Source organism: Streptomyces sp. S3(2020) (genome assembly GCF_013044505.1).
GTDB lineage: Bacteria > Actinomycetota > Actinomycetes > Streptomycetales > Streptomycetaceae > Streptomyces.
In genome coordinates this window covers 46,572-61,059 of record NZ_JABERD010000037.1, presented here as the reverse complement: position 1 = coordinate 61,059, position 14,488 = coordinate 46,572, and the positions used below count along the sequence as shown (strand labels likewise).

16 protein-coding genes are annotated in these 14,488 nt (G+C 70.7%); 9 read left to right on the top strand and 7 right to left on the bottom strand.

What is annotated here, in order from left to right; genetic code table 11:
- Positions 1-65: 65 nt before the first annotated feature.
- Complete coding sequence (locus HLK59_RS15060; RefSeq protein WP_046261188.1) at positions 66-809, bottom strand: SigE family RNA polymerase sigma factor; 744 nt, start codon at positions 807-809, stop codon at positions 66-68.
- A 255-nt stretch (positions 810-1,064) separates the two neighbouring features.
- On the opposite strand from HLK59_RS15060, the gene afsQ1 reads away from it, so the two are divergent.
- The 5 genes from afsQ1 to HLK59_RS15035 all read left to right on the top strand — a co-directional run bounded on the left by afsQ1 (position 1,065) and on the right by HLK59_RS15035 (position 4,883).
- Positions 1,065-1,742 carry a two-component system response regulator AfsQ1 gene (gene afsQ1 / locus HLK59_RS15055; protein ID WP_013001223.1) on the top strand — a complete coding sequence of 226 codons (678 nt, stop codon included), beginning with the start codon at positions 1,065-1,067 and terminating at the stop codon, positions 1,740-1,742.
- Positions 1,739-3,289: a HAMP domain-containing sensor histidine kinase gene (locus tag HLK59_RS15050; protein ID WP_171141920.1), complete on the top strand. Its 1,551-nt coding sequence runs from the start codon at positions 1,739-1,741 to the stop codon at positions 3,287-3,289. Before afsQ1 ends, HLK59_RS15050 begins: the two co-directional genes overlap by 4 nt.
- Positions 3,286-3,939 carry a hypothetical protein gene (locus HLK59_RS15045; RefSeq protein WP_240982419.1) on the top strand — a complete coding sequence of 218 codons (654 nt, stop codon included), beginning with the start codon at positions 3,286-3,288 and terminating at the stop codon, positions 3,937-3,939. The genes HLK59_RS15050 and HLK59_RS15045 overlap by 4 nt, the downstream gene beginning before the upstream one ends.
- Positions 3,940-4,031: 92 nt before the next feature.
- The gene (locus tag HLK59_RS15040; RefSeq protein WP_171141919.1) at positions 4,032-4,583 is read left to right on the top strand and encodes a VanZ family protein; all 552 of its coding nucleotides are present in this window, start codon (positions 4,032-4,034) and stop codon (positions 4,581-4,583) included.
- Positions 4,584-4,673: 90 nt separating this feature from the next.
- Complete coding sequence (locus HLK59_RS15035) at positions 4,674-4,883, top strand: PspC domain-containing protein (RefSeq protein ID WP_171141918.1); 210 nt, start codon at positions 4,674-4,676, stop codon at positions 4,881-4,883.
- 73 nt (positions 4,884-4,956) lie between these two features.
- Here the strand turns inward: HLK59_RS15035 and HLK59_RS15030 are convergent, their stop codons facing one another.
- Together HLK59_RS15030 and HLK59_RS15025 are read right to left on the bottom strand one after the other, a co-directional pair.
- Complete coding sequence (locus HLK59_RS15030) at positions 4,957-5,316, bottom strand: ATP-binding protein (protein ID WP_171141917.1); 360 nt, start codon at positions 5,314-5,316, stop codon at positions 4,957-4,959.
- Between the two features lie 140 nt (positions 5,317-5,456).
- Positions 5,457-6,620 carry an adenosine deaminase gene (locus tag HLK59_RS15025; protein WP_171141916.1) on the bottom strand — a complete coding sequence of 388 codons (1,164 nt, stop codon included), beginning with the start codon at positions 6,618-6,620 and terminating at the stop codon, positions 5,457-5,459.
- A 113-nt stretch (positions 6,621-6,733) separates the two neighbouring features.
- Here HLK59_RS15025 and HLK59_RS15020 point away from each other — a divergent pair, with 113 nt between their 5' ends.
- A complete protein-coding gene (locus HLK59_RS15020) occupies positions 6,734-7,495 on the top strand; it encodes an alpha/beta hydrolase (RefSeq protein ID WP_171141915.1) in 762 nt (253 codons plus the stop codon).
- Positions 7,496-7,610: 115 nt separating this feature from the next.
- Here HLK59_RS15020 and HLK59_RS15015 read toward each other — a convergent pair whose 3' ends face one another.
- Complete coding sequence (locus HLK59_RS15015; protein ID WP_171141914.1) at positions 7,611-8,573, bottom strand: LysR family transcriptional regulator; 963 nt, start codon at positions 8,571-8,573, stop codon at positions 7,611-7,613.
- A 63-nt stretch (positions 8,574-8,636) separates the two neighbouring features.
- Here HLK59_RS15015 and HLK59_RS15010 point away from each other — a divergent pair, with 63 nt between their 5' ends.
- Both HLK59_RS15010 and HLK59_RS15005 read left to right on the top strand, forming a co-directional pair.
- Positions 8,637-9,902, top strand: a complete 1,266-nt coding sequence (locus HLK59_RS15010) for an MFS transporter (protein WP_171141913.1) — start codon at positions 8,637-8,639, stop codon at positions 9,900-9,902.
- Between the two features lie 206 nt (positions 9,903-10,108).
- Positions 10,109-11,104 (top strand): sigma-70 family RNA polymerase sigma factor, encoded by a 996-nt coding sequence (locus HLK59_RS15005; RefSeq protein WP_171141912.1) that lies wholly within the window; start codon positions 10,109-10,111, stop codon positions 11,102-11,104.
- Here the strand turns inward: HLK59_RS15005 and HLK59_RS15000 are convergent.
- On the bottom strand, positions 11,006-11,392 hold the full coding sequence (locus HLK59_RS15000; RefSeq protein ID WP_171141911.1) for an STAS domain-containing protein: 387 nt from the start codon (positions 11,390-11,392) through the stop codon (positions 11,006-11,008). The two genes, HLK59_RS15005 and HLK59_RS15000, sit on opposite strands and share 99 nt — an antisense overlap.
- Before the next feature lie 158 nt (positions 11,393-11,550).
- Between HLK59_RS15000 and HLK59_RS14995 the strand changes: the two genes are divergently transcribed.
- A complete protein-coding gene (locus tag HLK59_RS14995) occupies positions 11,551-12,471 on the top strand; it encodes an AEC family transporter (protein ID WP_171141910.1) in 921 nt (306 codons plus the stop codon).
- 1 nt (position 12,472) lies between these two features.
- On the opposite strand, the gene HLK59_RS14990 is transcribed toward HLK59_RS14995, so the two are convergent.
- Together HLK59_RS14990 and HLK59_RS14985 are read right to left on the bottom strand one after the other, a co-directional pair.
- Positions 12,473-13,066: a Uma2 family endonuclease gene (locus HLK59_RS14990; protein WP_171141909.1), complete on the bottom strand. Its 594-nt coding sequence runs from the start codon at positions 13,064-13,066 to the stop codon at positions 12,473-12,475.
- Between the two features lie 75 nt (positions 13,067-13,141).
- Positions 13,142-14,419, bottom strand: a complete 1,278-nt coding sequence (locus HLK59_RS14985) for a thymidine phosphorylase (protein ID WP_171141927.1) — start codon at positions 14,417-14,419, stop codon at positions 13,142-13,144.
- Positions 14,420-14,488: the final 69 nt, after the last annotated feature.

Below are 14,488 nucleotides of genomic sequence, written 5' to 3'. Positions count from 1 at the left end.
TCCCCCGATTTCCCCCCGGTGGTGCTTCCCCCGTGAAACCCCCCGGTACTGCTCCCCCGTAACCCTCAGGCGACAAGCTCCCCGAAGGCGTCCTCCTCGTCACGGCCGAAGCTGAGGACCTCGTCCTCGCGCAGCCGGCGGAGCGACCGCCAGATGCTCGACTTCACCGTGCCGACACTGATGTCGAGGATGTCCGCGATCTCCGGGTCGGTGCGGCCCTCGTAGTAACGGAGGACCAGCATCGTGCGCTGGAGTTCGGGCAGCCGGGCCAGCGCCTGCCACAGGACCGCGCGCAGCTCGGTGCCGCGCATCGCGTCCGTGTCACCGGGCGTCTCCGGCAGTTCCTCAGTCGGGTACTCGTTCAGCTTGCGGCGGCGCCACGCGCTGATGTGCAGATTGGTCATCGTCCGTCGCAGGTATCCCCCGACGGCCGCCTTGTCACTGATCCGGTCCCATGCCTTGTACGTCGAGAACAGCGCGCTCTGGAGCAGGTCCTCGGCCTCGAAGCGGTCACCGGTGAGGTGGTAGGCGGTTGCGTACAGGGAGGCGCGGCGCTCCTGGACGTAGGCGGTGAACTCCGCCTCCGACAGCGAACGACGCTCCCCCGAGTCCTCCCTGTACGCGCTTCCCCCGTGTGCTTCCCCCGTGAAACCGTCAACCACCGTCATGTACGCGGTGTGCTGACGCCCAGCGCCGCGAGCGCACCCCCGCCCGCTCACGGCGCCGGACTTCTCGGAACCCCGGCCCCCGTTCACGTCGTGCAGACGCGTGATCACTGCGCTGGTGCTGTTGCTGTGCAGCGTGTTCATCTCGCGCCCCCCGTCGTGGACTTCCGGTGTTCGGCTTGCTCAGGCGGTGTATCTCCGCGGTGTCTCTGCGGTGCTTCCTTGCCTGTGCCGAAAAGCTTGCCCTCGCACCTTCATGGCCGTGTCCGCCGACTGTCACAGACCTGTCACAGGGGTCGCCCTCAGGGAAGACACAGCACGGTCACAGAGAGCGGCGCTACGTGCACGTACCCGTACAGGTGTCGAAACCGCACCCCGCCATGGGCCAGAATGAGCCCCGTGCCTTCCCTGTTGCTGATCGAGGACGACGACGCCATCCGTACGGCCCTGGAGCTGTCTCTGACGCGCCAGGGTCACCGGGTTGCCACGGCTGCCACCGGCGAGGACGGCCTGAAGCTGTTGCGTGAGCAGCGGCCGGACCTGATCGTGCTGGACGTGATGCTGCCCGGCATCGACGGGTTCGAGGTGTGCCGGCGCATCCGGCGCACGGACCAGCTGCCGATCATCCTGCTCACCGCGCGCAGCGACGACATCGACGTGGTCGTGGGGCTGGAGTCCGGTGCGGACGACTATGTCGTCAAACCGGTCCAGGGGCGGGTGCTCGACGCCCGTATCCGGGCCGTGCTGCGACGTGGCGAGCGCGAGGCGAACGACGCGGCGACCTTCGGTTCGCTCGTCATCGACCGCGCGGCCATGACCGTGACGAAGAACGGCGAGGACCTCCAGCTCACCCCGACCGAACTGCGCCTCCTGCTGGAGCTCAGCCGACGGCCGGGCCAGGCGCTGTCCCGGCAGCAACTGCTGCGTCTCGTCTGGGAACACGACTACCTCGGTGACTCGCGGCTCGTCGACGCCTGTGTGCAGCGGCTGCGCGCCAAGGTCGAGGATGTGCCGTCGTCCCCGACGCTGATCCGCACGGTCCGTGGTGTCGGCTACCGGCTGGACACGCCTCAGTGACCCGAGCGCAAGGGGGGGTCCGCGGCTGGGCCGCGGCTCGCAAGGGACATCTGTCGCGACTGCGGTTCACCAGTCTGCGGCTGCGGCTCGTCGTGGTCTTCGGGCTCGTGGCGCTCACCGCCGCGGTGTCCGCGTCCGGGATCGCCTACTGGCTCAACCGCGAGGCGGTGCTCACCCGCACCCAGGACGCGGTGCTGCGCGACTTCCAGCAGGAGATGCAGAACCACGCGGGCCTGCTGCCCGAACTCCCCGAGCAGTACGAACTCCAGCGCACCGCACAGGAGATGGCCAACAGCAGCCAGCGCTTCAGCGTGCTGCTCGTCGCGGAGGGCTCCGATGGCGAGGCGCTGTACGCCAACTCCGGCGCGCTGAACGGCTTCTCGATCCAGGACGTGCCCCAGTCGCTGCGGGCCGCGGTCGACGAGACGCAGGAGGTCGACTCCTCCAACAAGTACGCGTACCACCTGTACTGGCAGCGGACCGTCGACGACGGCACCCCGTATCTCGTGGCCGGCACGAAGGTCATCAACGGCGGCACCACCGGCTACATGCTCAAGTCCCTCGAGCCGGAGGCGAAGGACCTCAACTCCCTTGCCTGGTCGCTCGGTATCGCCACCGGTCTCGCGCTGATCGGCTCCGCACTGCTCGCACAGGCCGCCGCCACGACCGTACTGAAGCCGGTGCACCGGCTCGGGGTCGCCGCCCGCCGGCTCGGCGAGGGCAAGCTGGACACCCGGCTGAGGGTGTCCGGCACCGATGAACTCGCGGATCTGTCACGGACGTTCAACGACGCGGCCGAGGCCCTGGAGAAACGGGTCGACGACATGGCCGGGCGGGACGAGGCGTCCCGGCGGTTCGTCGCCGACATGAGCCATGAACTCCGTACACCGCTCACCGCGATCACCGCCGTCACGGAGATCCTGGAGGAGGAGCTGGAGGCGGAGTCGGGTTCGATGGACCCGATGATCGAGCCGGCGGTGCGGCTGGTGGTCAGCGAGACGCGCCGCCTCAACGACCTCGTCGAGAACCTGATGGAGGTCACCCGCTTCGACGCGGGTACCGCCCGCCTCGTCCTGGACGACGTCGACGTCGCCGACCAGATCACCGCCTGCATCGACGCGCGGGCCTGGCTGGACGCGGTGGACCTGGACGCCGAGCGCGGCATCCACGCCCGGCTCGACCCGCGCCGCCTGGACGTGATCATGGCGAACCTCGTCGGCAACGCGCTCAAGCACGGCGGTTCACCGGTGCGGGTGGCGGTGCGCGCCGCGGACGACTCGGTCGTCATCGAGGTGCGGGACCACGGGCCGGGCATCCCCGAGGACGTCCTGCCGCATGTCTTCGACCGGTTCTACAAGGCCAGCGCGTCCCGCCCCCGCTCCGAGGGCAGCGGACTCGGCCTCTCCATCGCCCTGGAGAACGCCCATATCCACGGTGGCGAGATCACCGCCGCGAACTCCCCCGAGGGCGGCGCGGTCTTCACGCTGCGGCTGCCCAGGGACGCGTCGGAACTGGCGCAGGAGGGCGAGGGGGAGAAGAGCTCATGAGCGTGACGCGAGGGCGGGGACTGCGGGGGCGGCGAACCATGGGCACCGTGGCCGTACGACGGCTGCTGGCGCTGCCCGTGCTGGCGGCGCTGGCCGCCGGCTGCGGCATCCGGGCCACCGAGGTCCCGACGGACTTCGGGCCCGCGCCCTCACGGGTGCACTGCTCGGTCTCGGAACCGGACGTCTCCGCGCAGTCCTCGCGGGGCCTCGCGGTGCAGGTGTTCCTGCTGTGCGGTTCCTCGCTGGTGGCCGTCGACCGGACGGTGAGTGTCGAGGACGGTACGGCGGACGCCCGGCGGCGGGTCCTGGTGGCGCAGGAGCTGCTCAACCAGCTCGCGGCGGCGCCGTCGGCCGGCGAGGCGGAGGCCGGGTACCGGACGACGGTGCGGGACGGCATGACGGTGACCGGGCCGCGCTCGGACGACCCCGAGGACACCCTGCGGCTGAGCTTCCCACCGGACGCCCTCGCCAAGTCCTCCCTCGCCCAGATCGTCTGCACGTTCTCCGACTCGGCCGCCGCCGAGGGCGACGGCTCGGTCATCCTCGGCGGCCCGGACGGCGCCCCGCTGCGCCGCTACGAGTGCACCGACGAGGTACGCGCCGAACCGAACAGCGCGAAACCGCCGTCGTCGGAGGTCACGGACGGCTGAGGCGGGATGCCGGCCCGCCGGGAAACACGTGTGGCGGACGCCTCACCCGTGCGCCCGGAACCGATCCCGCCGCACCCCGCGTCTAGGGGGGCGTGCAGCGTCAAGGTTCCATCGGCAGCAGCGCCGTGATCCGTATGCGTGCGGCAGGGGGTGTCCTCCTTGTCGCACACCTCGCGTTCGTCGCCTACCTGACGCTGCGGCCGCTGGACGTCCCCTGGATGACGCCGCCGAATCTCACCCCGCTCGCCGGGATCCGCGCCGACCTGGCGCTCGGCCGGCCGGAGGCGGCACGGCGGATCGGTGAGGCGGTCGCGCTGCTGGCCCCGCTGGGGGTGCTGCTTCCGCTGGCGCACGGCCGGCTGTACGTCTCTCCGCTCGCGTCCCTGATCCGTACGGTCGCCGCGGGCGCCCTGATCTCCCTCGGCATCGAGCTGCTCCAGACCGGCGTCCCCGGTCAGGTCGTCGACATCGACTCGGTCCTCCTGAACACCGTGGGCGTGGCCCTCGCGCACGCCGCCTTCATCCCCGCGGGCCGCGCCCGGCTCCGCCGCAGGTCCCGGTCCCCGAAGCGGGCGACCACCCTCCCGGAGGAGCCCTCTCAGGGTCGTACCCCGACAATTCCCAGGGTCGGCATCGCACCGTAGAGCGACGCTTTGTCCCTTCGGGCTCCGTAGCGTTGAAGACAGATGAGTCAGCCGGAAAGGCAGCCCACCGACGCTCACGAAGGAGCCGCAATGTCCCGCCTTGCCCGCCCCACCAACGGCCGCATGATCGGCGGAGTGTGTGCCGCGCTGGCACGGCGCTTCGGCACCTCCGCCACCACGATGCGGGTGATCTTCGTGCTCTCGTGCCTGCTGCCCGGCCCGCAGTTCCTGCTCTACATCGCCCTGTGGATCCTGTTCCCCTCCGAGGGCAAGGCGAACAAGACGCAGGCGGCCTGGTAACCGGCCTTCCACGCATACGCCGATGGGGCGCACCCCGGACAAGGGGTGCGCCCCATCGGGGCGTTCGGGGGGTTCAGCCGAGCGGGATCCCGTTCACCGGCAGACCCTTGGTGGGCAGCCCGGTCTGGCCGATCGGCAGACCGCCGAGCAGACCGGCGACCGGCTTGGTCGGACCGTCGGCGAGCGCGCTCTGGGCGGCAGGAGTCACGGCGGCCAGACTCGCGGCGACGGCCGGCTGCGCCTGCGACAGGGCGTCACCGGCACCCGGCAGCGCCTTGGTGACGTTCTCCGCCGGAAGCGTCTTGGTGACGGTGTCCAGGGCCTGGGAGGCGTCCGGAACGGCCGGCGCGGCGTTCGCGGCACCCGCGCCGACGGCGGCGAAGGCGGCACCGAGGGCGGCGACACCGAGGGTCTTGGCAGCAGACTGCTTCATGAAAGTGCGTCCTCGAAATGGGGTGACGGTGATGTGAGCGGTCCATGACCGTAAACACGCACCGGCATCCGCCGCAAACATCGAAATGCGGACGGATTGTGAATACCCGTCCGCATTCCGATTCCCGGGAGATCCCCCGATCAGCCCTCTTCGGCCACAGAACCGCTGGTGGAGGCGGTCTGCTGGAACAGCCATTCGGACTTCAGCTCGGCATAGCCGGGCTTGATGACGTCATTGATCATGGCCAGTCGTTCATCGAAAGGAATGAACGCTGATTTCATCGCATTGACGGAGAACCACTGCATGTCGTCGAGCGTGTAGCCGAATGCTCCGACCAGATGCTCGAATTCCCGGCTCATACTCGTGCCGGACATCAGCCGGTTGTCGGTGTTCACGGTGGCCCGGAAGTGCAGCCGGCGCAGCAGCCCGATCGGGTGCTCGGCGTAGGAGTCGGCGGCCCCGGTCTGGAGGTTGGAGCTCGGGCACAGCTCCAGCGGGATCCGCTTGTCCCGGACGTAGGAGGCGAGCCGGCCGAGCTTGACCGAGCCGTCCTGCTGGACCTGGATGTCGTCGATGATGCGCACACCGTGGCCGAGCCGGTCGGCGCCGCACCACTGGAGGGCCTGCCAGATGGAGGGGAGCCCGAAGGCTTCGCCGGCGTGGATGGTGAAGTGGTTGTTCTCGCGCTTGAGGTACTCGAACGCGTCGAGGTGCCGGGTGGGCGGGAAGCCGGCCTCAGCACCGGCGATGTCGAAGCCGACGACGCCGAGGTCCCGGTAGCGGTTGGCGAGTTCGGCGATCTCCAGGGCGCGGGCCGCGTGCCGCATCGCGGTGAGCAGGGCGCCGACGCGGATGCGCCGGCCGTTCTCGCGGGCGATCCGCTCCCCTTCGCGAAAGCCCTCGTTGACGGCCTCGACGACCTCTTCGAGGCTGAGCCCGCCTTCGAGGTGCTGCTCGGGGGCGTACCGCACCTCGGCGTAGACGACCCCGTCGGCGGCGAGGTCCTCGGCGCACTCGGCGGCGACCCGGACCAGCGCCTCGCGGGTCTGCATCACACCGACGGTGTGGGAGAAGGTCTCCAAGTACCGTTCCAGCGAACCGGAGTCGGCGGCCTCACGGAACCAGACGCCGAGCTTGTCGGCGTCGTGCTCGGGGAGTTGGGCGTACCCGGTGGCCCGGGCCAGCTCGACGACGGTACCGGGACGCAGCCCGCCGTCGAGGTGATCGTGCAGCAGAACCTTGGGCGCCCGGCGGATCTGGTCCGAGCTCGGGGTGGTTCCCGTCCGGTCAGTCTTGCTCGTCATTTCCGCACTCTAACTCCTACGCGCGTAGATCGCTCCTTGTACAACTCCGTCGATACGTAACGGTGACCGCCCCGACGGGTGGAGTACACGGACGCTTCTGACACTGTTCTGTCATGGCACAGCAAGCAATTCCGGTTCGCGCGGCCCGGCTGGGGCGGGCACTTGGTCCGGAGCCGACGGCGGTGAGCGGGGTGGTGCTGTTGCTCCCCGGGGGCGAGGAGAGCTCCGGCCGCAGGCCGTCCCCCATGATGGCGACCGCGTCCGTCCGCGGCCTGGGCCGCCGGCTGGCGCGCGCGGGCCGGGAGGAGGGACTGGCCGCGCATGTCGTCCACTACCGCTATCGCGGCTGGAACGGCACCGAGGCGCATCTCGCCCGGGACGCCGGCTGGGCCACCGAGGAGATCGTACGGCGCTACGGGGACGTCCCCGTATGCCTGGCCGGCGTCGACATGGGCGCCCGGGCCGCACTGCACGCGGGCGGACACGAGGCCGTCAACTCCGTGCTGGCCATCGCCCCTTGGCTGCCCGAGGAGGATGTGGCGGCGCCCCCCGAACCGGTGAAGCAGCTGGCGGGCCGGCGGGTGCTGATGGTGCACGGCACGAACGACGCGCGCACGGACCCGGAGCTGTCGTTCCGGCTCGCGGCACGGGCGAAGAAGGCGAACCGGGACGTCTGCCGGTTCGAAGTCCACTCCGACGGCCACGCCTTGCGCCAGCACCGCGACGAAGTCCACGCGCTGGCCGAGGACTTCGTGATCGGCTCACTGTTCGGCCGGGCGTACTCCCGCCCCGTCGAGGACGCCCTGGCCGCCCCGCCGCCACTGGGCCTGCGGATGCCGCTGGCGGCGGGCTTCGGGCGGTCACTGCGGCGGTAGCCGACAGCACGGTGAGTGCATGCCTTGCCGAGCGGGCCGACGGGGCCGGGAGGACGACGCTGACGACGCTGACGCGGGCGGTGCTCGGGATCGTGCCGCTCGTCTCGGGGCCGTGTCAGTCCGGGAGGAGGTGGCCGCGTTGGGCCAGCAGGAACTTCTTGAAGGCCGCCACCGGTGGGGTGTCCGGGTGGCCGTCGAGCCAGGCGACGGCGATCTCGCGCACCGCGCGCGGGGCGGTGACCGTCAGCTCGACGACGCCGGGGCGGGCCACTGCGGGCGGCGGGAGGAGGGCGACCCCGAGACCGGCGGCGACCAGGCCCCGTAGCGTCTCGGCCTCCTCCCCCTCGAAGGCGATCCTCGGTTTGAACCCGGCCTCCTGGCACAGGTCGTCGGTGATGCGGCGCATGCCGTAGCCGGGTTCCAGGGTCACGAAGGTCTCGTCGGCGGCCTCGGCGAGACGGACCCGCTTGCGGCTCGCGAGCCGGTGGTCGGCCGGGACGACCAGGCGCAGTTTCTGCTCGTCGAGGCGGCGGCCGACCAGGTCCGGGGCGTCCGGGACCGGGGAGGTCAGGCACAGGTCCAGCTCCCCCGCGCGGAGGCGTTCGATCATCGCCTCGCCGTAGTTCTGGACGAGGCTGAAGCGGACGCGGGGGTGGTCGGCGCGGAAGGCGCGGATGAGGCCGGGGACCGTCTCCGAGCCCATGGTGTGCAGAAAGCCGAACGCGACCTTGCCGGTCGCCGGGTCGGCGTCCGCGCGGACCTCCTCGGCGGCGCGGTCGATCTCGGCGAGGGCGCGTTCGACGTGGCCGAGGAAGGCGCGCCCGGCCGGGGTGAGGGAGACGGTGCGGCCGATGCGGGCGAACAGGTCGACGCCCAGGTCCTGTTCGAGGCGGACCATCGCGCGGGACAGCGTGGACTGCGGGACGTTCATCTCCCGGGCGGCCCGGGTGATGTGCTCGGTGCGGGCGACACCCGCGAAGTACGCCAGTCGCGGGGCCAGCACCATCGACATCTCTGACATGTCTTCTGTGTCACTGGATGGTGACAGGCGAGGCTGTGAGCTGTGTTGATGCACCATGGGAACGATTATGACGAGTCCGTGCATTGGACGCATGAGCCGAGGTGTACGTAACTTCGAGGCATGCCTGCCAGTACCGAGGCGTCCATGACCATGGGCGCCGTATCCGCTGTTCCTGCTCTCGACTCCCGTATGACCCCGGGCGGTCCCGGCTACCGCCGGATGAGCTTCGCCCTCTTCCTCGCCGGGGTCGCGACCTTCGCCCTCCTCTACTCCACGCAGGCCCTTCTGCCGCTGATCTCCGGCGACTTCGGGGTGGCGGCGAGCGACGCGAGCTGGACGGTGGCGGCGGCGACGGGCGGACTGGCCCTGTTCGTGCTCCCGATGAGCGCGCTGTCGGAGCGGTACGGACGGCGCACGGTCATGACGGGCTCGCTGGCGGTCGCGGTGACGGTCGGGCTGCTGGTCCCGCTGGCTCCCTCGCTGCCGGTGCTGGTGGCGCTGCGGGCGTTGCAGGGGGCGGCGCTGGCCGGTCTTCCGGCTTCCGCCACCGCGTATCTGGCGGAGGAGGTCCGGCCGAAGGCACTGGTCACGGCGATCGGTCTGTTCGTCGCGGGCAACAGTGTCGGCGGGATGAGCGGCCGGGTCATCACCGGCTGGGTGGCGCAGGAGTGGGGCTGGCGGGTGGCCCTGGGCGTGATCGGGGCGATCGCGGTCGGGTGCGCGGTGGCGTTCCGGCTGCTGCTGCCGGCGCCGAGGCACTTCGTCGCCGGGTCGCTGAAGCCGCGGGTGCTGGTGCGGACGGTCCGTGATCATCTGTCCGACCCGCTGATGTGCCGGCTGTACGCGATCGGCGCGCTGTTCATGACGGTGTTCGGCGGTGTGTACACGGTGATCGGGTACCGGCTCACGGAGGCGCCGTTCGATCTGCCGCAGGGCATCGTCGGCTCGATCTTCCTGGTCTACCTGGTGGGCACGGTGTCGGCGTCCACGGCGGGCCGTCTGGTGGGCCGCCTCGGTCGCCGGGGTGCGCTGTACGCGGCGGGCGCGACGACGGCGACGGGTCTGGTCCTGTCCCTGGCGGACTCGCTGCCGTTCGTCCTGCTGGGCCTGGTGCTGATCACCGGTGGCTTCTTCGCCGGGCACGCGGTGGCGTCCTCGTCGGTGAGCAAGGCGGCGACGGAGGGGCGCGCGCAGGCTTCGGCGCTGTACCAGTCGGCGTACTACATCGGTTCCAGCGTGGGCAGCACGGTCGGCGCGCTGGCCTTCCACGCGGGTGGCTGGGCCGGGACCGTCGCGGTCGGCCTGCTGGCGGTGCTCGGTGTCGTGACGATCACCGTCCTCGGAACGCGTGCGGCTCGGGCCCGGCAGCGGCTCGCCGTGGCCTGAGCCGCACGTTCCCCCTGCTTCCCCCTGCTTCCCCCTGGTCGAGGTCGGTCGACCAGGGGGACTGCCTTTCCTCGCCCCGGCGAGAGCGAAAGGTGTCTGACCTGCGCGTTCCATCACTCGGCACGCCATTGTCAGTGCCCTGCGATAGCTTCGAACGTGCTGGGCGCAAAGGCGCGACACAGAACGGCCACAGGGGTGGGTGGACGATGACGGACAGCACGACGACAGCGGACCTCGACGTCAGGCTGGAGAAGCACCGGGTCGAGCTGACCGGGTACTGCTACCGCATGCTCGGCTCGTCCTTCGAGGCGGAGGACGCGGTGCAGGACACGATGGTCCGCGCCTGGCGCAGCTACGACAAGTTCGAGGGCCGTTCCAGCCTCCGCTCCTGGCTCTACCGCATCGCGACCAACGTCTGCCTGGACATGCTGACGGCCGGCAACAAACGCGCGAGGCCGATGGACCTCACCGATTCGACGCCCCTCGCCCAGGCCGCCCTCTCCCCCCGCCCGGACCACACCTGGCTGGAGCCGATGCCGGACGCCCGCGTCCTGCCCACCGTCGAGGACCCGGCGGAGGCTGCCGTGGCCAAGGAATCCGTACGGCTCGCCTTCATGGCCGCCCTGCAGCAACTCCCGCCCAAGCAGCGCGCGGTGCTGATCCTGCGTGAGGTGCTGGCCTGGAAGGCGAGCGAGGTCGCCGAGCTGCTCGGCACCACGGTCGCGTCGGTCAACAGCGCCCTCCAGCGGGCCCGCGCGACCCTCGCCGAGCGGGACGGACACGGCGCGGAGGCGACGGTGTCCGACCCGCTGGACGAGGAGCAGAAGAAGCTCCTGGACCGCTACATGGCGGCGTTCGAGGGGTACGACATGGCGGCGCTGACGGCGCTGCTGCACGAGGACGCCATCATGACGATGCCGCCGTTCGACCTGTGGCTGACGGGCCACGACGACATCACGGGCTTCATGACGACGCTGGGCGCCTCCTGCGCCAACTCCCATCTGGTGCCCGTCCAGGCCAACGGCCTGCCCGGCTTCGCGCACTACAAGCCGGACGAGGAGAAGGGCGGTTACACCCCCTGGGCGGTGCAGATCCTGGAGATCTCAGACGGGCGGATCACCGGGTTCCACTGCTTCCTCGACACACAGCGCTGGTTCCCCCTGTTCGATCTCCCCCTCCATCTCGAAGCGGAGGCCGACTAGGTCGAGAAGAGCCTGTAGCGCGAGGGCGGGGTCTCTGAGCCGGATCCGGCCCCCGGCCCGCCGGGCGGCCAGCTCCAGCCGTGCCAGCAGATCGACGGCGCCGAGCCCCGGCGGCCCGAGCCCTCCGACATCGCAGACGACCGCCCCGGCTCCGGTCGCCTCCAGCAGCGCCCGCACGTCGTCGCAGAGCCCCGCCACCTCGTCCCGGGTGACGGGGCCGGCCAGTACGAGCACGGCGGGTGTCATGGCGTCCACGATCGGTAGACCGGGCGGGCGGGCGGAACTCATCGCGGCGGAGTCCATCGCGGCGGGACCCGGTCCCTGCGGGTCCACCGACCGAGATCACATTGACCTGGGCACCGCCTTCCCCGGAGGGTTGGCTGTATGCCCCACGGATCAGCACCGCCCTGGATATCCCCTGCGCTCCTCACCGCCGAGGAGGTTCCGTGCAGGGAGTGCTGACCGGCTTCGCCGTCATCGCCGTGGTGATCGCGGTCGGGTATCTGATCGGGCGGCGCGGCTACCTCGGTGACAACGGGCGCGAGGTCCTCACGAAGCTCGCCTTCCATGTCGCCTCCCCGGCCCTGCTCTTCACGACGCTGGCGGGGGCCGACCTGTCGGTGGTCTTCTCCAGCCGTCTGGTCGTGACCGCGCTGAGCACGGCGGCGATGGCGGGTGTCTTCATCGCGGTGGGTGCCGTACGGGGGTGGGGCGTGGGCCGTACGACCATCGGCGCGCTGTGCTCCAGCTACGTCAACTCCGGGAACCTCGGTATCCCGATCGCCGTGTACGTCCTGGGCGATGCCTCGCTGGTGGCGCCGGTGCTGCTGTTCCAGCTGCTCCTGCTGACCCCGGTCGCGCTGACCGTCCTGGACCTGGCGGCCAGGGACGGCAAGGACCCGCTGTGGCTGCGCCTCCTGACACCCCTGCGCAACCCCATCGCGGTGGGTTCGCTGGCCGGGGTGGCGGTCTCGGCGACCGGTCTCCACATCCCCTCGGCGGTCATGGACCCGGTGACCCTGATCGGCAACATGTCCGTCCCCGCCGTCCTGCTCGCCTTCGGGATCTCCCTGTGCGGCAGCACGATGCCGGGGCGGGGGCCGGACCGTCAGCTGGTCCTGCTGTCGGTGGCGTTGAAGTCGGTGGGCCAGCCGGTGGCCGCGTGGGCGCTGGCGGTGGGGGTGTTCGGGCTGCGGGGCCACCAGCTCCTGGACGTGGTGGTGACGTCGGCGCTGCCCGCCGCGCAGAACCTCTATACGTACGCGTCGAGTTACAGGGTGGGCGAGCGGCTGGCGCGGGATTCGATCCTGGTGTCGACGGTGTTGGCGGTGCCGGTGTTGGTGGTGGTCGCGGCGTTGCTCGGATGAGTCAGACTCCGCGGAACTCCCTGGTGTCGAGGGTGAGGTCGAACAGCCGGGGCAGCATCACCGGGTCGCCGAACCGCCCCGGGCGCATGACCCGATAGACGCCCCCCGCCGGCTCGCTGTGCAGGGTGATCGCCGGTCCGTCCGGATGCAGCCGGTCGATGAGGAGGTAGAGCGGGATCCCGGCCTCGGCGTAGCCGACCGCCTTGGTCGTCCTGTCGTGGTGGGCGGTGGCGTTCGAGGTGACCTCCGCGACGAGTTCCGCCGCCGACGCCGGGATGAAGTGATCGTCGCGCGTCCGCAGCGCCTCCTCCGGCACCACGGCCAGATCGGGGACGTAGAGCCCGAGCCGGGACGGCACTGCCATGCCCAGCCGCTGGTAGATGCCCCAGCCCTCGGGGGTCACCTCGTACAGGCGCCGCTGCGCGGGCTCGACGATGCCGTGGTGCGCTTGGGCGGAATAGGGCGTCACGATGATCAGGCCATCGATGATCTCCACCTTGCAGCCCTTGGGGACGTCCGTCTGCCCCCAGACCCACGCCAGTTCGTCCCACTCGTTGTCCGCCAGGATGTAGTCGCCCTCGATCACGTGACCCATGGGCGCATCCAACAACGCCGAACGGGACCGGCGCCGCAGCACCGATCCCGTTCACCCGAAAGGGAAACAGCCTGGTCAGGCGATCCGCTCCAGCACCACCGGCGAAGCCGTGAAGTCCGTGCCCGTCGCCGCGATGTCGTAGGAACCCTCGACCGCCTCCAGGGCGTACTCGAAGCGCTCCGGGGTGTCCGTGTGGAGGGTGAGGAGGGGCTGGCCCTCGGTCACCGTGTCGCCGGGCTTGGCGTGCATCTCGATGCCCGCGCCCGCCTGGACCGGGTCCTCCTTGCGGGCGCGGCCGGCGCCGAGGCGCCAGGCGCCGATGCCGATGTCGTAGGCGTCGAGGCGGGTCAGGACGCCGGAGGCGCCCGCCTTCACGACGTGCTGCTCCTTGGCGACCGGCAGCTCCGCGTCGGGGTCGCCGCCCTGGGCCGCGATCATGCGGCGCCAGACGTCCATCGCCGAGCCGTCGGCCAGGGCCTTCGCCGGGTCGGCGTCGCGGACGCCCGCCGCTTCGAGCATCTCGCGAGCCAGCGCGATCGTCAGCTCCACCACGTCCGCCGGGCCACCGCCCGCCAGGACCTCCACCGACTCGCGGACCTCCAGGGCGTTGCCCGCCGTGAGGCCGAGGGGGGTGGACATGTCCGTCAGGAGCGCGACCGTCTTCACACCGTGGTCCGTGCCGAGGCCGACCATCGTCGAGGCCAGTTCGCGAGCGTCCTCGATGGTCTTCATGAAGGCGCCCGAGCCCACCTTCACGTCCAGGACGAGCGAACCCGTGCCCTCCGCGATCTTCTTCGACATGATCGAGGAGGCGATGAGGGGGATCGCCTCCACCGTGCCGGTGACGTCGCGCAGGGCGTACAGCTTCTTGTCGGCGGGGGCCAGACCGTCGCCGGCGGCACAGATCACCGCGCCGGTGGTGTCGAGGACGTGCAGCATCTCCTCGTTGGAGAGCAGTGCGCGCCAGCCCGGGATCGACTCCAGCTTGTCGAGCGTGCCGCCCGTGTGGCCGAGGCCGCGGCCCGACAGCTGCGGTACCGCCGCGCCGCACGCCGCCACCAGGGGAGCCAGCGGGAGCGTGATCTTGTCGCCGACGCCGCCCGTCGAGTGCTTGTCCGCCGTCGGGAGGGACAGCGACGAGAAGTCCATCCGCTCGCCGCTCGCGATCATCGCGGCGGTCCAGCGGGAGATCTCGGTGCGGTTCATGCCGTTGAGGAGGATGGCCATGTTCAGCGCGGCCATCTGGTAGTCGGCGACCTCCCCGCGGGTGTACGCGTCGATGACCCAGTCGATCTGCTCGTCGCTGAGCTCACCGCGGTCCCGCTTGGTGCGGATGACGGAGATGGCGTCCATGGCCATGTGAAGCATTCCTTCCGAGGGTCCAGGAAGTGCGCGGCCCCCCTGACCGATTCCGATTCAGAG